This is a genomic window from Brevibacillus sp. HB1.1 (assembly GCF_013332445.1).
Classification (GTDB): Bacteria; Bacillota; Bacilli; order Brevibacillales; family Brevibacillaceae; genus Brevibacillus; species Brevibacillus porteri.
In genome coordinates this window covers 190,356-213,041 of record NZ_JABMIV010000008.1, presented here as the reverse complement: position 1 = coordinate 213,041, position 22,686 = coordinate 190,356, and the positions used below count along the sequence as shown (strand labels likewise).

Here is a 22,686-nt window from a genome sequence, read left to right as displayed (position 1 = left end):
CAAAGGCCGAAAAGGCAAGTACAATCGTTCTCCACAGGATATTCACAATAACATGATGTTCCCGCCTTCCCCGTGTATGGCTACCATGCCTGAACAAGGGGTTTGGCCGAACTGGGGAGATGGGCATGAAGATTCCTCTTCTTACTGAGAGGGTATGGGATGAACAAAGGAATCTTATCCACCATTGAAAAGGCTTTTCGCTGTCAAATCTACGGTGTGAAGCCGAAGCGAAACGTCAACCTGTTAAAAACAGACAGGGGCCACTGGATACTCAAAGGATATAAGCAGGTCGAAAAAGCTGTGTGGGTGACAGAGTTAGCGGATGCACTACATGAGAAGGGCTTTCATCATACTGTGCAGTATGTGGAGAATCATGAAGGATCCAAAATTTTTGCATTTGAAGACCGTCATTACACCATCATGAAAATGATTGATGGGCATGAAGCAGATAACGCTTCTCTTTTCGATGTCAAAAAAACAGCAGAAACATTAGCCCGTTTTCATGTTGCAGCTCAGGGTTTTCCTATTGCTCATACGTATGCGTATGAAGGAAAACCGGCTCTTTTAGATAAATGGGAGAGCCGCTTGGAATACTTTGAGCGGTTGATGTGGTCGATTGAACAGAAAGGACCCCAGAGCAAACTGGAGCAACTCATTTCGCACCAGGCAGATCACGTTCTTCGAGATGGCAAGGAGCTGCTGCAATCTGCCTACAAGCTGCCTTTGACGCCAGAAATGTTTTTAGCCATGGAGAAGGGGACACTCGCGCACAGAGACGTGGCGAGTCATAACTTTCTGCTTACGGAGCGAGGCAATTGCTATTTGATTGACCTTGATACAGTAGGTCATGATCTTCAGCTTGTTGACCTTGTACAATTAATGTCACGAATGCTGTTGATGCAAGACTACCGCATGGATTCCTTTGTGGAAGCGATGGAAGCCTATAGTAACATCAACTATTTATCTGATACCCAGATATGGGCTGTTCATCAATTGCTTCGCTATCCGGATAATTTCTTGCGGGAGGTAACGGGCTTGTATAGTCAGCGCCCAGGCTACCACATGAAGGGCGTCATGCAGCTGATCCAAATGGAAGGCAAAGTGATGGCGAATCGCCAACGTTTTTTAAACGATGGAGAACGAATTTTCCAGCACTCTCCATGGGGGCATTACCATTTTGTCGGATAGTCGGATAAAACAAAACATCCCTCTCGAAAGAGGGATGTTTGTGTTGGTGACAAGCTTACTTGGAAGCAGGCTTGGACAGATCAATAGAGAATTTCGCAAACCCAGTTTCCAATACGTTGATGAACTTGATATTGGACAATTTTTCAGCGAATGGTTTCGCGTCAGGAGAAGAAGTGAATGTAACGTTCAGCTTCGCATTTACTGGAGCAAAAGACCAGTTGTTGTCTGCTGCTGGGTCGATATTTTTTTGGTTCAGGATGTAGTCGATTACGATTTGACGGTTTTCATCTGGAGAATCGATTACGATGTTTTTGCCATCCAGACCTGGGAACGCACCGCCGCCGCTTGCACGGTAGTTGTTCGTTACGACGATGAATTTGTCTTCAGGTTTTACTGGTTTGCCATTAAAAGACAGGTTTTTGATGCGGTTTGCATCTTTGCTTGCTACTTTTCCATCTACAGCGTATTTGGATGGCTGTGTAACATCGATTTGATAAGTAACACCGTCGATTACATCAAAGTTGTACGTTGGGAAAGACTCGTTGATGAGTGGTTGCTCATCCGTTTTCTTCAGATCGATTTGGTTGAACTGTCCAGCGGAACGCTCCAACCATTCTTTCACCGTAGCTCCATCGACCAGAACCGCTTTCAATGTGTTCGGGTAGATGTACAGGTCAGATACGTTTTTGATGGCGATTGTACCAGCTGGGATATTGGAGTAGTAGCTTACCCCGTTACGGCCGCCTGCTTTAAATGGTGCACCAGCAGACAGAACAGGAATGCCTTCGTATTCTGTACCCTTCACGTTTTTCTCAACGAACCATTTTTGTGCATTGGTTACGATTTGGATAGATGGATCATCTTGCACAAGTGCAAAGTAGCTGAAGATCGGGGAAGATGTTTTCCCTACAGCAGAACGAACCCATTCAACTGTTTTATCGTGATCTTCTTTTACTGCATCTACGATAGTTTTGTCTGCATCAGCCAAGGATGCTTTGTTCGCTTTGTCATAGATTGGAACTACTTTGGTAGCGGACTCAGCCACTTTCCATTTTCCATTTTCTTGTTTCAGCGTCAGGTCGATCACACCGAGGTGGTTACCCCAGAAGCCAGGCATAACGGCTGGTTTACCATTGATCGTTCCTTTTTCTGCATCAACGCCTGGAATCTTATCGAATCCAGGACCAGGGAATACAGAGTGGGAGTGTCCGAACAGGATCGCGTCGATACCATCTACTTTACTCAGCTGGTAGCTAGCATTCTCCAATTGAGGACCACCCTCGGTAGGGCCAATTCCGGAGTGAGGAACCGCGATGATGATGTCTGCACCTTTTTTCTTCATTTCAGGTACGAATTTGTTGGCAGTTTCCACGATGTCTTTCGCGATAACTTTTCCTTCCAAATTAGCCTTGTCCCATTGCATAATTTGTGGTGGAACAAAACCGATTACGCCTACTTTGAGTTTTACATCTTTGCCGTTCTCATCTTTAAATGTGCGCTCCAGGATTTCGTAAGGAGTGTACATGTTTTTGTCATTGTCAGGGTTTTTGTCCTTGTCGTCTACATACACGTTGGAGTTTATGTAAGGGAATTTTGCACCCTTCAAGCTGGTATCCAAGAACTCCAAACCAAAGTTGAACTCGTGGTTACCGATATTGGCAACATCATAGTCCATCAGGTTCATTGCTTTGTAAGCAGGGTGAGTGTCTCCAGCTTTCAACGGGTCGATTTTTGCCACGTAGTCGCCCAATGGGTTTCCTTGCAACAAGTCACCGTTGTCGATCAGGATGCTGTTTTTTGCTTCTTCTCTTGCTTTTTTGACCAGTGTCGCTGTTTTTGCGAGGCCAAACTCGTCTGTGTTTTTGTCTTGATAGTAGTCATAGTTAACGATGTTGGTGTGGATATCTGTCGTTTCCAACAGGCGGAGCTTCAGGACAGAATCTGTTTGTGCGCTTACAGGAGTAAGAGGAAAAGAGAGAGCGCCAACAACCAAAGAAGTGCTGAGGAGGAAAGCAGTCAGCATTTTTTTGTTCGTTTTTTTCATGTTTGAAATGACCTCCATAAGTTTACAATAATGCCAAGCAAAAATAGTTTATCATTAGAATAGGACGCTGGATAGATAGCTAGATGAAATAGTATATTAATTTTTTGTATTGACAAAAATAAAAAAATATAACGTCAATCCGCCATAGGTCGCGTATGCCCCTCTTTCTTTGTGGTAATGATAGGAAGAAAAGCCTATATAAAAGAAGGGGTTCTATGTGACAGAGAAAAAACAGTGGGTGGTTTACGCGACATGGGGTGCAGCATTAGCCACTGGCGTCGTAATCGGTATCCTGTTAGTAGGAAAGGACGGAAACGATTCGGGTCTTGCTCGTTTACTGAACCATTCAGGCAAAGCAGATGTAGTCGCGGGGACGTCGTACGAACTGGTTTTAGCTCGCCATTATTTGTGTGGGGTGCGAGACGAAGAACATGTGGCAGTTCGTACCAATCAACTGGCAGACGTCATGGGCAACTATAATGGATGGGAAATTGTACAAGCAGAACCTGTCAAGATGATCTTAATGAAACGCGAGCAGGATATAGCGCCAGCGTGCAAGGAGAATGGACATATCGGAATAGCGTCAGACGGCATGCTTGCCCTGTTTCATGGTCTGCCTGCTGAACAAGATGTCGTACAGACCTTTTATCGAATCGATACGGCAAAAATGGAAGCGAGTCTGCCAAAAGAGGAATGGGAGAATCTGAAACGAGGGATTCGCATTCGGAATCTGGCAGAGTATAACAGTGTATTGTCCACCTATGGCGAATACCAATGGAGTGGCCAATGAAAACGGGTGGACCTAAAAGAAATCCCTTTCGAGCCTTTCGTGTAACAAGCACGTATTGGACTGGAAAGGGATTTTTGTTTCAATTGCTATGGATTCAGTTCAACCGCAATGATTCGCCAGCGTTCCCCCGGGACTTCGCGGCGCAAAAGAAACTTCCATGTTCGTCGGAAATTACCGCCTTCCCGGGCGATGTACGTGAGCCGAACAGGAACCTCTATCAAGAGGGGGCCACGTTCATCTGACGGGATGACGATTTCTGACGTTCGCACAGATTCGATCGCGGACAGCCCTTCAGGAAGTGAGAATCCGTCCGTTGTCATTCGCATTGCATGGGTGTCGTGCTCATGCAACGCAGTGAGGAAATAACCGACCAGCTCTTCTGGAGACGCCCCTTTTATTGTAGTCGCAAGTGCTCCGGAGGCTTTTAGAATCATCATGCTGTGACTAGGATCGGGCTCTGTGCGTCGATGAGTGGAGCTGCCGAAAAAGTGGATGCAAAAATGCCCCGGGAATTCATTTCCTTTAATCGCGCCAGCGCCGTGAGGCATTCCGTGCATGGATGCTGCAAAATAAGTACCGTCTACCTCTACCAGAATGGCTCTGCGCTTCCACGACCATTTTCCCTGATAAATGTTCTTCATGATCTGTGTATCCTTGCGTGTCAACGGTTGGACATCGGCATGGCGACTACCTGCTCTGCGCTGGACATCAAAACGTTGTCCTGTCTCTAAATCAATCACGGTACCGAATTCCATCCGTTTCAACGTTTTTTTCACCTGTTCCCAGGGTATGGCATGTGCAAAATGGACTGCCTCAACGGACTTGACCATTTCTTCGATCCGCTGGCGAACATCGTTTGCCAAAACATAACGGCGGGGCATTTCTTTTTCATAAAGCTGTCCATCGTGATCATATACATACGTTCGTTTTTTTACGGTCAGTGTAGCTCGTATCCAGTGGGGGTTGTAGGAGGCGACTTCGGTAGTAGAGCCTAATAGCCGCTTCGTAAATTGCTTTTGATCACGGAAGGACATGGTCGTTTGGAAAGAGGACTCAGGTGAGACTGAAACGGTGACCGTGATGTCATTCTTGACCTTGGCAAATGCAGAGTGTGGCATTGACAGTGCGATTACGAAAAGGCATATACAAAAAATAAGGACTTTGCTTCGCAACAACCAACACCTCCACTGCTTATCGTTTCAATTAAATGTCTGGCTCATGTTGCGTAAATCTTGGTATCATAACGCCCTTGCGCTTACGCCATACTGATTTCATACGGTGATCGAAGGAGGAGTCTTTAGACCATGTCTACCATGCCTAGAGGTAGCTACAAAGACCAGTTCCATCAGCGTTTGTACGTTCAGTTGAACCAGGGGCACAACAAGCTCAATTACCAACAGATCAACAAGATCAAAGAGCACATGCAAAGTGGCGTGGACGAATATGCCCACTTGCAGCATGATGTGTCGGATTCACTCGGAATGAACAAACACTAACAGACACCGTATAACCCGTTCCTTTTATAAGGAGCGGGTTTTTTATAAGATTGTTCAAAAAGTCGACTTTTTGAACTCGGATATAAAATGGAAATACACGTTCGCTTTCTGGATGCTTTGTGTTACAGTAGAGAGTAGAATCTTTGCTCACGGAGAGTGGACTATGCGCATTTTAGGAATTGACCCTGGTATTGCGATTGTTGGCTTCGGGGTTGTGGATAAAGAGGGCAGCCAATTGCGTCCCGTCCAATATGGAAGCATCCAGACAGAAGCAGGATTGTCAGTACCGCTTAGATTGAAACAGATTTTTGAGGCAATGCAGAGCCTTCTGGAAACATATCGTCCCGATGAAATGTCGGTCGAAAAACTTTTCTTTAATAAAAATGTGACGACGGCTTTTACAGTTGGTCAAGCGCGAGGGGTTATTTTGCTTGCGGCAGAGCTGGCTGGTGTGCCGGTCTATGAATATACCCCGATGCAGGTCAAGCAAGCCGTGACTGGCTACGGGGGAGCAGAGAAGAAACAAATTCAGGAAATGACGAAGCTCCTATTGCGGTTAAAAGAAGTACCAAAGCCTGACGACGTGGCGGACGCATTGGGTATTGCGATTACGCACGCACAGTTTCGCGCGTTCATTTCCATTTCGGAAGGGGTCAAGAAATGATTGATTTTGTAGAAGGTACACTTAGTTATCTCGATTCGGAATACATAGTTATCGAAACGGGCGGAATTGGTTATCGACTGTTTTGCCCAAACCCGTACCAATTCGTTCGGTATGAAGGCAACAAAACCAAATTGTTTACCCACCACCATGTGCGGGAGGATGCCATTCTGCTGTACGGCTTCGCTACCCGTGACGAACGCGATTTGTTCCGTAAACTGCTTGATGTTAGCGGAATCGGGCCAAAGGGCGGATTGGCCATTCTGGCTGCAGCGACGCCTGAGCAGTTGGTGATGGCGGTTCAACAGGAGAATGTTACCTATTTGACGAAATTTCCGGGGATTGGGAAAAAGACTGCCCAGCGCATTATCCTTGATTTGAAGGATAAATTGGTAGGATACACACCATCTGCGATTTTGACTGTTGCAGCGGGTGATTTGACAGCAGGCGAGCAAGCTGTATCTGCACTGAACGAAGCGCTCGATGCATTGACCGCACTGGGTTACTCTGATGGTGAACTGCAAAAAATCAGAAACACGCTGTCTGAGAAATCAAAAGAGGGCGATGGTGTAGAAAAGCTCATCAAACAAGGGCTTGCGTTGCTCATGAGGGGGTAGGATTTTGGATTCTCGGATCATCACGACGCATATGAATTGGGAAGAAGATGCGGCGGAGCTGAGCCTCCGTCCTCGCTATTTAAACGAATACATCGGTCAACAACACGTAAAGGAAAACCTGAAAATTTTTATTGAAGCAGCGAAAATGCGAAAAGAGTCATTGGATCACGTACTGCTGTACGGTCCGCCTGGTCTAGGGAAGACGACCTTGTCGCAAATTATCGCAAATGAGCTGGGTGTGAACATCCGCACGACGTCAGGTCCGGCTATTGAGCGTCCGGGTGATTTGGCGGCGATTTTGACGAATTTGCAAGAAGGCGACGTCCTGTTTATCGACGAGATTCACAGGCTCAACCGAAGCGTCGAGGAAGTTTTGTATCCGGCTATGGAGGATTTTGCGCTGGACATCATTATCGGTAAGGGGCCAAGCGCTCGCAGTGTTCGTTTGGATTTGCCGCCCTTTACACTGGTTGGGGCCACGACGCGAGCTGGAATGCTGTCCGCGCCGCTTCGAGATCGCTTTGGGGTTGTAAATCGCCTGGAGTTTTATACAGTTCCGGAACTGACCTTTATCGTTTCGAGGGCAGCCGACATCTTGCAGGTCGTCATTCGAGAAGGCGGGGCAGAGGAGATTGCCAGACGTTCGCGTGGAACACCCCGGGTGGCAAACCGTTTGCTGAAGCGGGTTCGCGATTTTGCCCAAGTAAAAGGTGAAGGCGTCATTACGACAGAGATTGCCAAAGAAGCACTGGAAAGATTGCAAGTGGATGCCTGTGGTCTTGATCATATTGACCATAAACTGTTGCTAGCGATTATTGATCGCTTTGACGGTGGACCGGTTGGGCTGGATACAATCGCAGCAACAATTGGAGAAGAGTCACAAACGGTGGAAGATGTTTGCGAGCCATATCTCATGCAGATCGGCTTTATGCAGCGGACGCCGCGGGGGCGTGTACTCACCCCGAGTGCGTACCAACACTTTGGTCGGGAGATGAAATCGTGAATCCTGTAGCCAAGCTACTTATTATTGGTGGTGCTGCTTTAATCGTAATCGGTCTTTTGTGGCAGGTAGGAGGCAGATTTTTGCCACTGGGGCGTTTGCCGGGAGATATCGTGGTAGAAAAGGAAAACGTCAAGTTCTACTTTCCGATTGTGACTTGTATTGTGATTAGCATCGTCCTGTCTCTTGGCATGTATTTATTCCGGCTGTTTAAATAGGCAAGTGTGAAGGCCATCGGAGCTCATTGTTCCGGTGGTCTTTTTGCATGCGGGTGTTTGGTCCCATTTTACGAAAAAGGCAGGAGATCAGCCTGCGATTGTCGAAAAACATGGGAAGACATGCCAATTTTTGACGAAATCAAGCTTAGACAAAATCAGGTGGAGAAAGGACAATGGACGACATGAGAAAGAAATGGATGGGGAAAGTCCTTTCGGTGGGCCTGCTATCAGTAGTTCTCGTAGGAGGACAAGTACCAGCGCAGGCTGCCGGCGACAATATCAGAGTTGCGCTATTTGTCGATACAGGACAAGGCTATCGGGGAGTAGTTCCTTCCGTTACGCTAACTGCTGAAAATGGAATGGGAGTCGTGCTCAATGGACCCGAGGGCAAGACAGATTTACCTGAATTAAAGGGAGATGCAGCTCGTTACCGGGTTGATGAATATCATTTGATCGTTGCCGAAACAGGTGACTGGAATCGCGCACAGCAGATTGCACAGCAAATGAGCCAACGAAAATACGAGGGCTCAATCCAGGTGACAAAACGTAACAGTCAGACCGTCTATCAGGTCGTAAGCGGAACGTATGACACGTATCAGGCTGCAGCCAATCAGGCAAAAACGGTTGCCCAAGCAATCGGGCAGAATCCGCTGGTAAAAGGTCCGCATCGACTCGAAGCGGGTAAATTCAAAAGCTTAAAGGAAGCGCAAGAATGGCAAGCGTCATTTGAAGCAGCCGGTATTCCTGCTTATCCCGTGATGGTATCAGATGGGGATAAAGTCAAATATGCGGTTTGGATCGGAGACGAGGTTAGTCCTGATGCTGTGAAAGAATTGAAACGAAGAGCAAACGCCGCATTTCCTTCTTTCTCCTATCAGGAGCCAGCCAGCCAATCTTATGTTATATTGAAGCAGGATGTATACGGATCACCAGATGAAATGATTTGGAAATATGTATTCTCCCCTCAAGTAAAGCTGACAGTTGAAGCGAATAAAGCAGGCGATGAATCGGTGATTGGCGTTGTAGAACGAGAGCAGCGCACATATCGCGGCGAGATGGAGCTGTCGGAATACAATGGTCACTTGACGCTAGTAAATGAGCTTCCAATGGAAGAATATTTATATGGAGTCGTTGGCTCTGAGATGGCTCCAGGCTGGCCGGTGGAAGCTTTGAAAACACAGGCGGTCCTGTCGAGAACTCGTGCTGTGTGGCAAGGCAATAAGTATGAAGTTGCCAATGTGTCCGATACGGTTTTCGAACAGGCGTATTATGGCTATACAAAAGAGTCTGATGATGTACGTGAGGCTGTCGACGAGACAGAAGGCGAAATCATTTACTACCAAGGCAAACCAGCTGAGTCGCTCTTCTATTCCAATGCGGGCGGTATGACGGCGGACGGCACAGAAGTATGGGGCAATCCAGTTCCTTATTTGCGATCTGTCGAGAGTAAAGACACATATCCAATGGACAATGCGAGCGTATGGTATCGCGTGGCTTTAGCAGATGGATCGCTCGGCTATGTAAGAAATGATCTAGTCACCGAAACAGGCCAGAGCAATTCAGCGGGACAAAGAATAGCGGTCATTTCGACCGAGAATACCAATTTGCGCTCAGGTCCAAGCACAACAACTCATCGTGTGTTGTCGGTACTCCCTACTGGCGCAGAAGTAACAATCCTCTCAGAAGTAAAAGAAGAAAATGCGTATTCGTGGACGCGTGGACCGTTTACCTCTACAGAGGTTGCAGCCATGATCAATGCCGCGCATGACAAGAACAAAGCTCCACGCATTTCAGGGAACGTAACGAGCCTGAAAGTGACAGAACGCGGTCCATCTGGACGTGTGATCGCGATGGAAGCAAATGGGACGCCGATCGTCGTATCTTCACCGGATGCTTTCCGATCTGTTTTTCAACAAGGTGGCTCCTCTCTGCGCAGCACGAAGTTTGAAGTAGAAATGATCAATGGTTCGCAATTCATCTTCCGTGGTACTGGCTTTGGGCACGGACTTGGTGTTTCGCAATACGGAGCTCGTGCGATGGCAGAGGAAGGGTATGACTACAAAGATATCTTGCAACACTACTACCAGGATGTGACAATCGAAAAGTAAGTCGTTTGCCACAAGATCTACCGCAAAAAGGAGTAACGATTTCGTGGACGTGCAACAATTTGATTTTGATTTGCCGGAGCATTTGATTGCCCAGCACCCGTTAGAAGACCGAACATCATCGAGATTGCTCGTATTAGAGAAACAAACAGGTAATATCGTTCATCAGCAATTTACCAATTTAATCGATCACCTCCAGGCAGGGGATGTACTCGTCATGAATGACAGCCGCGTTTTACCTGCCAGATTGATTGGAGAAAAGGCGGAGACTGGTGCAAAAATAGAAATCCTTTTGTTGAAATCACTGGGGGATGATCGCTGGGAGACGCTGGTGAAGCCCGGGAAGCGGATGAAGCCGGGGACAGAAGTGGTTTTTGGTAACGGTCTATTGCGTTGTCTATGTGAAGACGTGACAGAGACGGGTGGACGAATCGTGCGCTTTTTGTACGAGGGTATCTTTTATGAGATTCTCGACCAATTAGGCTCAATGCCTTTGCCTCCGTATATTCACGCACAACTGGAGGACAGTGAGCGTTACCAGACAGTCTATGCGAAGGAGCGCGGCTCGGCAGCAGCTCCGACAGCCGGTCTCCATTTCACGAAGCCGTACTTGGAGCAAATCGCTGCCAAAGGCGTACAGCTGGCTTACGTGACCCTGCATGTGGGACTTGGGACTTTTCGCCCTGTATCAGCCGATTCCGTGGAAGAGCATGTCATGCACGCGGAGTACTATGAGATTCCCGAGGAAACAGTAAAGCTGGTGAATCAGGCAAAAGCAGAAGGTAGAAGAGTAATCGCTGTCGGGACGACATCATGCCGCACATTGGAGACAGTAGGGCGCGCGAATGGAGGAAAGCTGGTCGCAACCTCTGGTTGGACGGATATTTTCATTTATCCGGGCTACACGTTTTCCATTCTGGACGGGCTCCTGACGAATTTCCACTTGCCGAAGTCTACGCTGGTTATGTTAGTGAGTGCTTTGGCTGGAAAAGAAAATGTGATGCGTGCCTACAAAACGGCTGTGGAAGAGGAGTATCGCTTTTTCAGTTTTGGCGATGCGATGTTCATTTTATAAAAATGTGAACAACCCACCTGTATAAGTGTATACTTATTAGTCAGGTGGGTTTACTTCACCCAGAAGTTTTTCTATAATAGGTAAGACTTACATACATAGCTTGAGGAGTGCAAAGATTTGGCTGTACGCTACGAGTTAATCAAAACATGCAAGCAAACTGGTGCACGTCTCGGTAAGCTACATACCCCTCATGGGACGATTGACACCCCTGTCTTTATGCCTGTCGGTACACAAGCGACAGTAAAGACGATGAGCCCCGAGGAGTTAAAAGCACTTGGCGCGGGCATCATCCTCAGTAATACGTACCATTTGTTTCTTCGTCCAGGGCATGAAATTGTTCGCGAGGCGGGTGGATTGCACGGCTTCATGAATTGGGACCGTGCCATTCTGACTGATTCCGGCGGGTTTCAAGTATTTAGCCTTAGTAACCTCCGTAAGATCACGGAGGAAGGAGTATCCTTCCGTTCTCACCTAAACGGAGAAAAGCTGTTTATTGGTCCTGAAGAGGCTACACAGATTCAAAATGCGTTGGGTGCCGATATTTTCATGGCATTCGATGAGTGTGCTCCGTATCCTGCGGAGTACGATTACGTAAAAAAATCAATGGAGCGAACAACCCGCTGGGCAGAGCGTTGCCTGAAGGCACATACTCGTCCAAACGAACAAGCTTTGTTTGGAATCGTTCAGGGTGGCATGTTCAACGATTTGCGCGCACAAAGTGCACGCGATCTCGTTTCCATGGATTTCCCAGGATACGCGATCGGCGGTTTGAGTGTGGGAGAACCATTTCCTTTGATGTATGAAGTGCTGGAGCACACCGTTCCACTGCTTCCGACAAGCAAAGCCCGCTATTTGATGGGGGTTGGTTCACCAGATGCGCTTATCGACGGAGCGATCCGCGGCATCGACATGTTTGATTGTGTGTTGCCGACAAGAATTGCCCGCAATGGGACATGCATGACAAGCCAGGGAAGACTGGTCATCCGCAATGCAAAATACGCGCGCGACTTTACCCCGCTTGATCCAAATTGCGATTGCTACACCTGCAAAAATTACACCCGTGCTTACATCCGACACCTGGTCAAGTCGGAGGAAACTTTTGGCATCCGATTAACTACCTACCACAACTTGCATTTCTTGGTGAAGTTAATGGAACAGGTGCGTCAGGCGATTGCCGAAGACCGCTTGCAAGATTTCCGCGACCAGTTTTTCGCTCAATATGGATTGGGTGAAGATAGATCTTTTTAATCGAGGGGGATTTTTTTCATGGATGGCTTGACTCAGTTTTTACCGATTATCATCATGTTTGCGATTTTTTACTTCTTGCTGATTCGTCCGCAACAAAAGAAGGCAAAACAACGCAACGCTATGCTTGGTGCTCTGAAAAAAGGCGACAAGATCGTAACAATCGGTGGAGTGCATGGAACGATCCAAGACCTGTCTGATGATACTATCACTTTGCGTATTGCTCATAACGTGAACGTTACGTTCGATCGTGGTGCGATCAACAGCGTAGTTTCTTCCAGCAACGAACCTGCAAAGAGTGAACCAGCGAAGAGCGAAGAAGCAAAAGAAGAATCCAAATAATACATGCGAAAAGCAGGTGGGTGATCCACCTGCTTTTTTCTGTCTTGTTTTAGCGGCGAGGCTTGATAACTTTAGGTTTACCGCTTTTATGCTTGTTGTTGGAATTGGCCGAATTCACGCCGAGAATCCCACCTAACGCTGCCACTCCGAAAGCGCCGAACAAGAACAGGAAGGTCCCCCATTGCATAGGGGCGTCAAAGCCGAGGAAACCGATCAAGAGGATGAAAAGGAAGTAAGTGAGTCCGGTAAGTCCGCCGTAGTACCAGCCCCTGCCGCCGCAACGACGTCCAGTAACGAATCCCCCGATCAAGAGGGCGATGGCATTGATTACGTACGTAAAATAGGGCAGCGTGCCTTCCCGTAACGAGGTGAAGCTAAGGAGCAAGGTCGCGAGCAACGCTCCAACTAAAACAAGACATGTCGTATACAATAGACCTGTCAGTACAGAGGTAGATGCACTTCGCACGGTATGTACCCCCTTTATTGGAAGTGTTTGTACATCTATATGAGAGGCTTGGCTCACGTATTCATCTTCGCGTTGAACATTGATAGGAATTTTCGTATGATGGATGGGGAACGAGACGGGGGTGAGGAAGATTGATCAAAACGTACTTTTATAACCACTCTGAACAGAAGATGTTTCACGACGTTGATCTGGCAACGAAAGATCAATGGCTGAAATCACCAGAGGATCTACTCTGGATCGATCTGTATGATGTGGGAAACAATGAACTGCCCTATATTGCCAAGATTTTCGACTTTCACCCGCTGGCAATTGAGGACTGCCTGCACGTCAGTCCACGTGCCAAGGTAGACAAGTACGATGACTACTATTTCTTCGTTTTTCACGCCCTGCGTTACAATGAAGAAAGTGATGACGAGATCACAACGGTAGAACTGAACGTTTTTCTCGGCCCTAACTACATCGTGACGATCCACAAGTCCCCGATGAATACCATCGGTCGGATCGCTGCCATGTGTCACCGCAACATTTCTTACTTGAACAGAGGTCCTGACTATTTGCTGTATGCCATTGTAGACGGGATTACCGATGAATATTTTCCCATTATTGATCGGATTAGTGTGCGGATTGACGAGCTGGAGGACGAGATTTATGAGCATCAGATGGAGGAAATTACCGAAGAGTTCTTGGCGTTGAAGCGAACGATTATTTTAATCAGGCGTGTGATCATGCCGCAAAAAAGAATTTTCGCGAACGTCAATGGCCGTTACTCCTTCGATATTTCCGAGGAAAACGTTCCGTTCTACACCGACCTAACAGACCACTTGGAGCGGATTTCCGATTCAACGGAAACCTTCCGTGATCTGGTAAACGGTGCGTTGGATACGTACTATACCATCATTAGCGCCAAAACAACGGAGACGATGCGGGTTCTTACGATCATCTCCACGATCATCCTTCCGTTGACATTTATCACCGGACTATTCGGGATGAATACTTTCGCATGGCTGGGTGAAGAAGCAGAACCGTATATGCTGATCGTGGCACTCGTGATTATGCTAGCCATGACGTTTGCCATGCTTCACATTTTCCGCAAGCGAAAGTGGCTGTAATTGGTGCTAATACTTTCCCTGCCCCCTGTTGAACACTAGTATCAAATGTTCTTGGGGGGCAGCGTAAGTGGATAATCTTACAATGGTGTTACTTCGCACCCTTTTCTCGTATTTTTTCCTCCTGATCTTAGTGCGGTTGATGGGAAAACGGGAATTGGGAAAGCTGTCCGTTTTTGATGTGGTCATTTCGATTATGCTTGCAGAAATGGCTGCACTGGCGATTGAGGATGTCGATAAGCCTGCCCTTCGGTTTTATTTGCCGATGCTGTTGATTGCCTTATTGGAAGTCGCCTTCGCTTATCTGTCATTAAAGAGCAAGAAATTCCGCGATACAGTGGACGGCTCTGCCGATTTGATTATAGAAAATGGGCAAATCAGGGAGCAGGCGATGCGTCGCAATCGCTTGAACATGGATGATTTGATGGTACATCTGCGGCAAAAAGACGTAAAAAACATTGCCGATGTTGAATTTGCGTTGTTGGAGCCAACTGGACAGATGAGTGTGTTTTTAAAGGAGCAAAAAGAAAAGATTACGAGGGAAGATTTATCGTTGATGAAGAAGCCACAAGTCGGTCCTATCTCGTACAAAGGTCTGCCCATCCCACTGATTCTCGATGGCAAGGTGAGGACGGAGGCATTGAACAAGATCGGACAAAACCAGCTGTGGCTGAAACGAGAAATCCGGAAATATGGAATCAAAGACATTCGAGATGTCTCTTTTTGCAGCATTGACGAACGTGGCATCATGTATTTGGACAAAAAAGACAAGCCGCTGCAATAAGCGCTAGCGGCGAGGGAAGAACACGGCGAGTTGTTCGCCGATCCACGGAATGCGACGCACGTCTTGTTTGCCCAAGACACGCATGGCGACGAGCAGGACAAAGTACAGCAAGGTGCTAATGAAGGTGCTTGCAGTCAATAGCTGACCAATGGATACGTCCATAAACCAGTGCTTGGCAATATAGGAACCAGAATAACCCATGAGAAGCATGGCGACCGCGATTTTGCCGAATTCACGAAGGTCGATCGTAAACCCGATTTTTTTGATCAGGCTGGCAAAATGCAGTAATGTCCCAAGTGTAATGCCGATATTAAGAGCAACGACAGCGCCGTGAATGCCGAATGCTGGATGTGCCGTGAAAAAAAACATGGCGACAGTTTTGACGATGGCACTGATCAGTGTATTTCGAAAGACGACCTGAGCGTAATCGAGGCCTTGCAAGGCGGCTGCAAGCGGTGCTTGGAAAAACAGGAAGACGGAGAACGGTGCCAGCTCTTTTAGTAGTACGCCAACCTCCCGATACTCATTGCCGTAGAGCAGGACACATAAAGGTTCTGCAAAAATGGTGAGCAAGACGGTACAAGGTGCTCCTATGACGAGTGTAATCCGCATGGCTTGATAAATGCGGCGATGCACGAGTGGAGCATTTTTTTGATAGGCCGCTTCCGCCACGGCAGGAACGAGGGAAACGGACAAGGAATACGTTAAAAAAGTGGGAAAAAGCAACAAAGGAACGGCCATTCCGGCAAACTGTCCGTACAAACCAGTTGCAGTCGAGGTGGTAAAGCCTGCGATGACGAGCGCATACGGTACGAGCATCGGCTCTAGTACGTAAGCGATGGAGCCGATGATACGGCTTAGCGTGACAGGGAGTGCGACATGGATGAGTTGCGACAAGCTCTTTTTGCTTGCTGAAACCGTCATGAGAAGGGGCTTATCCAGAAGCTGAGCTGCTGCTTTTTTGCTGCCTTTACGATACTGCCAGAGAATGTACAAGAGTCCGGCGGCTTCTCCAAAAATAATGCTGGCGACAGCCCCTGCTGTGGCGTACTCAATCCCTGCCGATAGAAACGACATCGTCATGACAACGACCAGTGCCATTCGGACGACTTGCTCCACAAGTTGAGAGACGGCAGTAGGGATCATGTTTTGCTTGCCTTGGAAGTATCCTCGCAGGACAAGAGAAATGCCGGAAATCGGGATGACCGGGATGGCTGCAAGCAGAACAATGTGTGCACGAGGGTCAGCAAATAGCATTCCGGATATCCATTGAGCGAACAAGAGGAGCAGGACACAGATGAAGAGGCTAATCCCGCCTGTGACCGACAAGGCTAGTAACAGAAATCGGCGAGTCAGCCGCGGATTATTAGCTGCTTCCGTCTCTGCCACTTGCTTTGCAATGGCAACTGGAAGTCCGAATGTCGTCACAGTAATCAGAAAGTATAAAAGGGGCACAACCATTTGATAAAGCCCCATCCCTTCCGCTCCGATAATGCGCGACAACACGATCCTGTGAGCAAAACCAAACACTTTGGTGATGCCACCAGCAATAATGAGGATGACCGTTCCGTAAAAGAAGGATTGTTTCATGGAAGGCTCCTTTGCAAGGATAAATTCACTCAGTAAAGAATATGGACGTGCCGCTGTCGGCATGACTACTTTGAGGGGGAAATTGGGATGGACCAAGCGCAAAAACAGGAATGGTATGGACAAGTCGCAAGTCTTTGTGTAAGCAAGGCAGAGGAATTTGCTCTTTTGGGGTACGACAACGTGGCACCTGAAGACGTTTGGGAATGCGTCACGAACAGCTATAAAGAAATGCCACCGATACACCAGCTTGTCAACGACATTTTGTCCTTGAAGCCTAACAAGTATATGAATTACCTCATGATTCAAATGTATAAAAATTCGTAGCGATTTTATAGAAACTTCCGGGCGGCCTCTTCGTATACGTACATGTCGCGAAAAACGCAAGGGGTTGGTTACCATGGTTCACTTTTCCAGCAATAATTGACACGTTTTTTTGTACTTCGTTATAATGGGCATATTGGTTTCTCGTCTAGGACGGGACCCTGTTAGGAAAGAGGGGTATTACTACTATGATTAAATGGGGAAGATTCCTCCTGTTTCTGGTCGTTGTAGGGCTTTTGGCTACGCTTATAACAACTACGACCAAGCAGGTGGCAGGAAACATCACACTCGGTCTGGACCTGCAGGGCGGGTTTGAGATTCTGTATGAGGTAGAGCCTCTCGAGGCTGGGCACAAAGTTGATATTGAGCTTTTGAAATCAACAGCACACATGATTGAAAAGCGGATTAACATCGGTGGCGTGGCTGAGCCAGTCACCACTACTGAATTGCCAAACCGGATTCGTGTTCAAATCGCATCACAAACAGCGGATCAGGACAAGCTTCGCGACTTGATCGGAAAGCCTGCACATCTGACGTTCCGTGATGAAAATGGCAAGATTATGTTGCAAGGAAGTGACTTGGCTCCAAACGGGGCAGCAGTTGGTTATGACGAGCTGAAACGCCCGCTCGTTACCCTGAAATTCTCTGAGCCGAAGAAGCTAGAAGATGTCACACGTGCAAACCTGCACAAGCCAATGGCGATCTATTTGGATGAGACGATGCAAACCAATCCGACCATTCAATCGGTCATTACTGGTGGTAGCGCGCAAATTACTGGAAATTACACACAGGAAACGGCACAGGAATTGGCTGATCTGCTGAATTCCGGTGCGATGCCAGCCAAACTGGTTGAGAAGCAAGTAACCTCTGTGGGTGCTTCCTTGGGAACTCTGGCTCTGGAGAAAACCTTGTATGCAGGGTATATCGGAGCTGCGCTGATCTTTATTTTCATGGTAGTTGTTTACCGTATGCCAGGTATGATTGCGAACATTACCTTGGCTGGATTTACCTATTTTTGTATGGTCGTACTCGACTGGATGAATGCAACGTTGACGCTGCCAGGTATTGCTGGATTTATTTTGGCCGTGGGGATTGCCGTGGATGCTAACATCATTACATATGAGCGCATCCAGGAAGAAATTCGTTCTGGTAAGACAGTCCTCTCTGCCTTCCGTGCAGGTGAACGCCGTTCCTTGGTTACGATTATCGATGCTCACGTGACGACACTGATTGCAACGGGCGTACTGTTCTTTTTCGGGACGAGCTCCGTACAAGGCTTCGCTGTTGTATTGGCGATGACGATTATCGTAAGTATTATTACCAACGTGTTTGGGTCTCGCTTCCTCCTTTGGCTGGTTGTCCGTTCCAACATGTTTAAAAAGCCGTTCTGGTTCGGGGTAAAGGAGAGTGAGATCCGTGAGCTATGATAAAGACCATACTGTAGTCAGATTTGACATCGTGAAAAATCGCAAGAAGTTTTTCATTGCTTCCTCTGTGATTATTATCATCGGCCTTCTGTTTACGCTATTTCAAGGGCTTCACCTTGGCGTTGACTTCAAGGCAGGAACTCGCTTGGATATGTTCATAGGAAAAGAATTCAATCCGACAGATTTAGAAGCAGTGATCAAGAAAGAGGTTCCTAATGTGAATTTCAGCAAGGTCACTCCGTATGGTAAAAATCAGGCTTATACACGTTTTGACCAAACCATTTCATCTGACACACTGATGAAAGTGGAAATGGCTCTCAAAGCAAAATATGGTGAGCAGGTCTCGAAGCAGGTTTCGTCGGTTGATCCGAGTATTGCGCAAGAGATGGTGAAAAAAGCAGGGATTGCCGTTGCGATTGCTGCTGTGGGAATTGCCATCTACATCGCGATCCGCTTCCAATGGCTGTTCGGTATTGCATGTGTCGTGGGGCTTGCGCATGACGTGTTTATTCCGATTGCGTTGTTCTCTATCCTCGGGTTGGAGGTAGACATTACCTTTATCGCCGCGCTTCTGACGATCTTGGGTTACTCGATTAACGATAAAATCGTTATTTTTGACCGGATTCGGGAGAACTTGAGAACGATGAAATCCAAGACAATTCCTGAACTGGAACATCTGGTGAACGTGTCACTGTGGCAAACCATGCGCCGTTCTGTATACACGGTAGCGACTGTATTCTTCACAGCTCTTGCACTTGCTGTTTTGGGAAGCGAGAGCATTCAAAACTTCTCCTTGGCCCTTCTGTTCGGTCTGGTGAGTGGTACGTATTCCTCTATTTTTATTGCAGCTCAAGTATGGGTGAATTTGAAAGAACGGAATATGAAAAAGAAAAAAGAAGTAGTGTAAAGGTGGACGAAACCGCAGGTGAACCCTGCGGTTTTTCTATTCTCTGTTTCTGTATTTGCCGCAGTTTGAAGCCACATGAGAGTTTTGCAAAAAACGGTATGTTTTATGCAGTTGTCAGCTTCCTGCTCCATCCTCTATAATGAATGAGGATTGGAGGAAAGCCCATGCTGAAAGCGAAAACACGCTGGAAACTGGCCACCTATGATGAGCAGCTAGCTGCTAGTATTGCCGCAGATTGCCAGCTTACTCCGCTCGTATCCAAGCTACTGGTGATACGTGGCATTGACACATCACAAAAGGCTCGTGACTTTTTGCAAGCCGGTCCAGAATTGTTTCATGACCCTTTCTTGCTGGATGGAATGGAACAAAGCGTGCATCGCATTCAACAAGCCATTCAAAGGCAAGAACCGATTTGCATATACGGCGATTACGACGCCGATGGGGTTAGCTCCACATCGTTAATGGTACATCTACTGCGCCAACTCGGCGCTGTTTTTGACTACTACATTCCCAACCGTTTTACAGAAGGGTATGGGTTACATAAAGACGCATTGGCGCATCTGCATCATAGCGGCTATAAGCTGATCATCACTGTCGATACAGGGATCAGTGCAGTGGAGCAGGTAGCGTACGCGAACCAGTTGGGTCTTGACGTCATTGTAACCGACCATCACGAACCTCCGGCAATCATCCCGGAGGCATTTGCTGTGATTAACCCCAAGAAGCCCGGCTGTTCGTACCCGTTTGATATGTTGGCGGGAGTGGGGGTCGCCTTTAAAGTGGGGCATGCCTTGCTGAAAGAACCGCCACTGCATTTGGCTGATTTGGCTGCATTGGGGACGATAGCGGATCTGGTGCCGTTGGTAGATGAAAATCGCATTCTTGCTCGAGCAGGATTAAAGCGCTTAAATCATACAAGGAACCTTGGTCTGCAAGCCTTAATCCGAGTTTGTGGGTTAGCGGATACCGAGCTGTCTGCGGGACATGTAGGCTTTGCGCTAGGACCGCGTCTGAATGCGAGTGGAAGGCTGGAGACGGCTGAATCCGCTGTGAAATTGCTGACGACTTCGGATATGGACGAAGCAGAGAAATGTGCCCAGGCGCTGGACGACTTAAACCGCGAACGTCAGGAAATCGTCGCAGCGATGACTGAGGAAGCTGTACAAATGGTGAATGAGCTGTATCCACCAGACCAGAACAATGTTCTCGTTCTGGCAAAAGAAGGCTGGAACGTGGGCGTGGTAGGGATCGTAGCTTCCCGATTGGTCGAGCTTTTTTACCGTCCAACGATTGTTCTTGGCATTGATCCGGAAAAAGGAACGGCAAAAGGTTCGGCAAGAAGCATTGCAGGTTTTGATATGTATGAAGGTCTGACTGCTTGCAAGGAATGGCTACCGCACTATGGCGGTCATACAATGGCAGCGGGGATGACCTTGCCTGTAGAAAATCTCGACTTATTACGCCAAAAATTAAACGAGCTCGCTGGAGAGTGGTTGTCCGCTGAAGACTTCACGCCGATGACCAAAGTGGACGTTGCGATGAGCATGGAAGAGATCAGCTTGACGGCAGCGGAGCAACTTGAACAGCTCGCCCCATATGGAATGGGGAATCCAACACCGCTTGTTTTATTAGAAGAAGTAGAAACACAAGGGATGCGCACCATTGGGCGAGATGACAATCATTTGAAGTGTACATTGAACAAAGCGGGAACCTCTTTGGATGCAATTGGCTTCAACTGGGCACATGTAACAAAGAGAGTAACGCCCAAGGCACGTTTTCACGTATTAGGAGAATTGTCTGTAAACGAATGGAACGGAAATCGAAAGCCTCAGCTGACGATCCGTGATTTGTCTGTTGGACACCAGCAAGTGTTTGACTGGCGAGGCAGTCGTGACAAGATAGAGAAATGGCAGCAAGTGATGGTGGAGTCAAATTCGGTGACCATTCTGTTTCGCGAGGATAGCTATGAGCCATTGGCAGCGAAAGCGACAAGCGATCAGGTGAATTCCTTGTTTGTGGTTGGTCGAGAGGGGACGAACATCACAGCCTCTTCCAACGTGATTTTGTATGATTTGCCGAAGCATCGTTCCGAATTGGAAGTGGTTCGTGTCTTGCTCAAACAAGCGGAGCGTATATACTGTTTGTTTGGTGATCCGGATTTGGGAATGGAGCGGCTTTCCTGTCCGGGCCGGGATCATTTTAAACAGTTGTACCAGTTTTTCGTCCAGGTGCCAACTGTTAAAAAAATCCATATGGATGCATTGGCCAAAAAGCTGCAATGGAAAAGAAATCTATTAGACGGCATGATCGCCATCTTTATGGAGCTGGAGTTTTTAGTAGAGGAGGCCGAGCAGTACACGTTGCAGACCAACACTGCGAAAAGGCCGCTCGAGAGCTCTATGCTCTATGCGAATTGGAAAGAAGAGGCACAGCTTGCTACGGATTTATTGCTTTCTTCTTCTGATGCAATGATTCAAGCGCTTCATCAATTGGTGGAACCAACCACCGTTTAGGAGGAATTTTTCATGGATTTTAAACAATACATTCGTGTTATCCCAGATTTTCCACAGCCAGGTATTCGTTTCAAGGACATCACTACTCTGTTGAAAGATGGCCCTGCTTACAAAGCTGCGATTCAAGACTTGGCTGTCTTCGCTCGTGAAGTACAAGCAGACGTGATTGCGGGTCCAGAAGCACGTGGATTCGTAGTAGGTGCTCCATTGTCGTACGAAATGGGAATTGGCTTTGTGCCGATCCGCAAATCTGGCAAGCTGCCATATGAATCCATCAAGGCAGATTACGACCTGGAGTATGGAAAAGATGCACTGGCTGTACACGTAGATGCTATCCAACCAGGTCAGCGTGTTCTGATTGCAGACGATTTGCTGGCGACTGGTGGAACCATTGAGACAACAATCAATTTGATTGAGCAACTTGGAGGCAAAGTAGTAGGAGCTGCCTTCTTCATCGAACTGTCCTACTTGGATGGACGTAGCAAAATTGGTGAAATTCCTATCAAATCGCTCGTTCAATATTAATTGATGCAACAAGGAAAAACGGGTGAAATGCCCGTTTTTTTCTTTTTTCTGCGGCTGTACATACTTTACAGGGGAATTCAGCTTTACAAGACGAACGACATACAAGATAATAGTATGAAATAGACAGACATGATACGTGCAAGTAAGCCTTCGCCTGCGCCAAAAGGCTTGGCAAAGCCCAAGTTTTCTAGACGTATAGGAAAGTTCAAGTGCTTCACAGTGCATAATGCGTCCAGGCTTAAACTTTCCGGAGCGCATCACGAAGT

22 protein-coding genes are annotated in these 22,686 nt (G+C 47.4%); 18 read left to right on the top strand and 4 right to left on the bottom strand.

The window, feature by feature from the left end; translation table 11 throughout:
- Positions 1-159 precede the first annotated feature (159 nt).
- Complete coding sequence (locus HPY27_RS20740; RefSeq protein ID WP_017247559.1) at positions 160-1,188, top strand: phosphotransferase; 1,029 nt, start codon at positions 160-162, stop codon at positions 1,186-1,188.
- Between the two features lie 55 nt (positions 1,189-1,243).
- On the opposite strand, the gene HPY27_RS20735 is transcribed toward HPY27_RS20740, so the two are convergent.
- A complete protein-coding gene (locus HPY27_RS20735) occupies positions 1,244-3,232 on the bottom strand; it encodes a bifunctional 2',3'-cyclic-nucleotide 2'-phosphodiesterase/3'-nucleotidase (protein WP_174225836.1) in 1,989 nt (662 codons plus the stop codon).
- 217 nt (positions 3,233-3,449) lie between these two features.
- Between HPY27_RS20735 and HPY27_RS20730 the strand changes: the two genes are divergently transcribed.
- Positions 3,450-4,022: a BofC C-terminal domain-containing protein gene (locus HPY27_RS20730; protein ID WP_017247561.1), complete on the top strand. Its 573-nt coding sequence runs from the start codon at positions 3,450-3,452 to the stop codon at positions 4,020-4,022.
- Positions 4,023-4,108: 86 nt separating this feature from the next.
- Here the strand turns inward: HPY27_RS20730 and HPY27_RS20725 are convergent, their stop codons facing one another.
- The gene (locus HPY27_RS20725; RefSeq protein WP_174225835.1) at positions 4,109-5,197 is read right to left on the bottom strand and encodes a hypothetical protein; all 1,089 of its coding nucleotides are present in this window, start codon (positions 5,195-5,197) and stop codon (positions 4,109-4,111) included.
- 129 nt (positions 5,198-5,326) lie between these two features.
- Between HPY27_RS20725 and HPY27_RS20720 the strand changes: the two genes are divergently transcribed.
- The 9 genes from HPY27_RS20720 (at position 5,327) to yajC (ending at position 12,781) form a co-directional block, all read left to right on the top strand.
- Entirely contained in the window at positions 5,327-5,518 is a 192-nt protein-coding gene (locus HPY27_RS20720; protein WP_017247563.1) for a hypothetical protein, read from the top strand.
- A gap of 163 nt (positions 5,519-5,681) precedes the next feature.
- On the top strand, positions 5,682-6,182 hold the full coding sequence (ruvC, locus tag HPY27_RS20715) for a crossover junction endodeoxyribonuclease RuvC (RefSeq protein ID WP_017247564.1): 501 nt from the start codon (positions 5,682-5,684) through the stop codon (positions 6,180-6,182).
- Positions 6,179-6,796: a Holliday junction branch migration protein RuvA gene (gene ruvA / locus HPY27_RS20710; protein WP_012685581.1), complete on the top strand. Its 618-nt coding sequence runs from the start codon at positions 6,179-6,181 to the stop codon at positions 6,794-6,796. The genes ruvC and ruvA overlap by 4 nt, the downstream gene beginning before the upstream one ends.
- Positions 6,797-6,800: 4 nt before the next feature.
- Positions 6,801-7,799 carry a Holliday junction branch migration DNA helicase RuvB gene (gene ruvB, locus HPY27_RS20705; RefSeq protein WP_012685582.1) on the top strand — a complete coding sequence of 333 codons (999 nt, stop codon included), beginning with the start codon at positions 6,801-6,803 and terminating at the stop codon, positions 7,797-7,799.
- Positions 7,796-8,014 carry a DUF2905 domain-containing protein gene (locus tag HPY27_RS20700; RefSeq protein ID WP_012685583.1) on the top strand — a complete coding sequence of 73 codons (219 nt, stop codon included), beginning with the start codon at positions 7,796-7,798 and terminating at the stop codon, positions 8,012-8,014. The genes ruvB and HPY27_RS20700 overlap by 4 nt, the downstream gene beginning before the upstream one ends.
- Before the next feature lie 173 nt (positions 8,015-8,187).
- Positions 8,188-10,122: a SpoIID/LytB domain-containing protein gene (locus HPY27_RS20695; protein WP_069850505.1), complete on the top strand. Its 1,935-nt coding sequence runs from the start codon at positions 8,188-8,190 to the stop codon at positions 10,120-10,122.
- 43 nt (positions 10,123-10,165) lie between these two features.
- On the top strand, positions 10,166-11,194 hold the full coding sequence (gene queA, locus HPY27_RS20690; protein ID WP_173622460.1) for a tRNA preQ1(34) S-adenosylmethionine ribosyltransferase-isomerase QueA: 1,029 nt from the start codon (positions 10,166-10,168) through the stop codon (positions 11,192-11,194).
- A 117-nt stretch (positions 11,195-11,311) separates the two neighbouring features.
- Entirely contained in the window at positions 11,312-12,442 is a 1,131-nt protein-coding gene (gene tgt, locus HPY27_RS20685; RefSeq protein WP_007717557.1) for a tRNA guanosine(34) transglycosylase Tgt, read from the top strand.
- 18 nt (positions 12,443-12,460) lie between these two features.
- Positions 12,461-12,781: a preprotein translocase subunit YajC gene (gene yajC / locus HPY27_RS20680; RefSeq protein WP_017247568.1), complete on the top strand. Its 321-nt coding sequence runs from the start codon at positions 12,461-12,463 to the stop codon at positions 12,779-12,781.
- Between the two features lie 49 nt (positions 12,782-12,830).
- On the opposite strand, the gene HPY27_RS20675 is transcribed toward yajC, so the two are convergent.
- Entirely contained in the window at positions 12,831-13,247 is a 417-nt protein-coding gene (locus HPY27_RS20675) for a TIGR04086 family membrane protein (protein ID WP_017247569.1), read from the bottom strand.
- Positions 13,248-13,378: 131 nt separating this feature from the next.
- On the opposite strand from HPY27_RS20675, the gene corA reads away from it, so the two are divergent.
- Together corA and HPY27_RS20665 are read left to right on the top strand one after the other, a co-directional pair.
- Positions 13,379-14,356, top strand: a complete 978-nt coding sequence (corA, locus tag HPY27_RS20670; RefSeq protein ID WP_007717563.1) for a magnesium/cobalt transporter CorA — start codon at positions 13,379-13,381, stop codon at positions 14,354-14,356.
- A gap of 67 nt (positions 14,357-14,423) precedes the next feature.
- Positions 14,424-15,137 (top strand): DUF421 domain-containing protein, encoded by a 714-nt coding sequence (locus tag HPY27_RS20665; protein ID WP_017247571.1) that lies wholly within the window; start codon positions 14,424-14,426, stop codon positions 15,135-15,137.
- Positions 15,138-15,140: 3 nt separating this feature from the next.
- Here HPY27_RS20665 and spoVB read toward each other — a convergent pair whose 3' ends face one another.
- Positions 15,141-16,727, bottom strand: coding sequence for a stage V sporulation protein B (gene spoVB / locus HPY27_RS20660; RefSeq protein ID WP_017247572.1), 1,587 nt, complete (start codon positions 16,725-16,727; stop codon positions 15,141-15,143).
- 87 nt (positions 16,728-16,814) lie between these two features.
- Here spoVB and HPY27_RS20655 point away from each other — a divergent pair, with 87 nt between their 5' ends.
- The 5 genes from HPY27_RS20655 to HPY27_RS20635 all read left to right on the top strand — a co-directional run bounded on the left by HPY27_RS20655 (position 16,815) and on the right by HPY27_RS20635 (position 22,420).
- Entirely contained in the window at positions 16,815-17,051 is a 237-nt protein-coding gene (locus HPY27_RS20655; protein ID WP_017247573.1) for a post-transcriptional regulator, read from the top strand.
- 185 nt (positions 17,052-17,236) lie between these two features.
- Entirely contained in the window at positions 17,237-18,475 is a 1,239-nt protein-coding gene (gene secD, locus HPY27_RS20650) for a protein translocase subunit SecD (RefSeq protein ID WP_083261700.1), read from the top strand.
- Positions 18,465-19,382, top strand: coding sequence for a protein translocase subunit SecF (secF, locus tag HPY27_RS20645; protein ID WP_083261699.1), 918 nt, complete (start codon positions 18,465-18,467; stop codon positions 19,380-19,382). Before secD ends, secF begins: the two co-directional genes overlap by 11 nt.
- 164 nt (positions 19,383-19,546) lie before the next feature.
- Positions 19,547-21,895 carry a single-stranded-DNA-specific exonuclease RecJ gene (gene recJ, locus HPY27_RS20640; protein WP_173622462.1) on the top strand — a complete coding sequence of 783 codons (2,349 nt, stop codon included), beginning with the start codon at positions 19,547-19,549 and terminating at the stop codon, positions 21,893-21,895.
- A 12-nt stretch (positions 21,896-21,907) separates the two neighbouring features.
- Positions 21,908-22,420, top strand: a complete 513-nt coding sequence (locus HPY27_RS20635; protein WP_017247577.1) for an adenine phosphoribosyltransferase — start codon at positions 21,908-21,910, stop codon at positions 22,418-22,420.
- The last annotated feature ends 266 nt before the right edge of the window (positions 22,421-22,686 follow it).

Excerpts from the sequence above, each read along its gene's own strand:
- HPY27_RS20720 (WP_017247563.1), top strand. The coding sequence starts at position 5,327 with ATGTCTACCATGCCTAGAGGTAGCTACAAAGACCAGTTCCATCAGCGT.
- yajC (WP_017247568.1), top strand. The coding sequence starts at position 12,461 with ATGGATGGCTTGACTCAGTTTTTACCGATTATCATCATGTTTGCGATT.
- ruvC (WP_017247564.1), top strand. The coding sequence starts at position 5,682 with ATGCGCATTTTAGGAATTGACCCTGGTATTGCGATTGTTGGCTTCGGG.
- HPY27_RS20735 (WP_174225836.1), bottom strand. The coding sequence starts at position 3,232 with ATGAAAAAAACGAACAAAAAAATGCTGACTGCTTTCCTCCTCAGCACT.
- ruvA (WP_012685581.1), top strand. The coding sequence starts at position 6,179 with ATGATTGATTTTGTAGAAGGTACACTTAGTTATCTCGATTCGGAATAC.
- HPY27_RS20695 (WP_069850505.1), top strand. The coding sequence starts at position 8,188 with ATGGACGACATGAGAAAGAAATGGATGGGGAAAGTCCTTTCGGTGGGC.
- HPY27_RS20655 (WP_017247573.1), top strand. The coding sequence starts at position 16,815 with ATGGACCAAGCGCAAAAACAGGAATGGTATGGACAAGTCGCAAGTCTT.
- HPY27_RS20635 (WP_017247577.1), top strand. The coding sequence starts at position 21,908 with ATGGATTTTAAACAATACATTCGTGTTATCCCAGATTTTCCACAGCCA.
- secD (WP_083261700.1), top strand. The coding sequence starts at position 17,237 with ATGATTAAATGGGGAAGATTCCTCCTGTTTCTGGTCGTTGTAGGGCTT.
- HPY27_RS20740 (WP_017247559.1), top strand. The coding sequence starts at position 160 with ATGAACAAAGGAATCTTATCCACCATTGAAAAGGCTTTTCGCTGTCAA.
- spoVB (WP_017247572.1), bottom strand. The coding sequence starts at position 16,727 with ATGAAACAATCCTTCTTTTACGGAACGGTCATCCTCATTATTGCTGGT.
- recJ (WP_173622462.1), top strand. The coding sequence starts at position 19,547 with ATGCTGAAAGCGAAAACACGCTGGAAACTGGCCACCTATGATGAGCAG.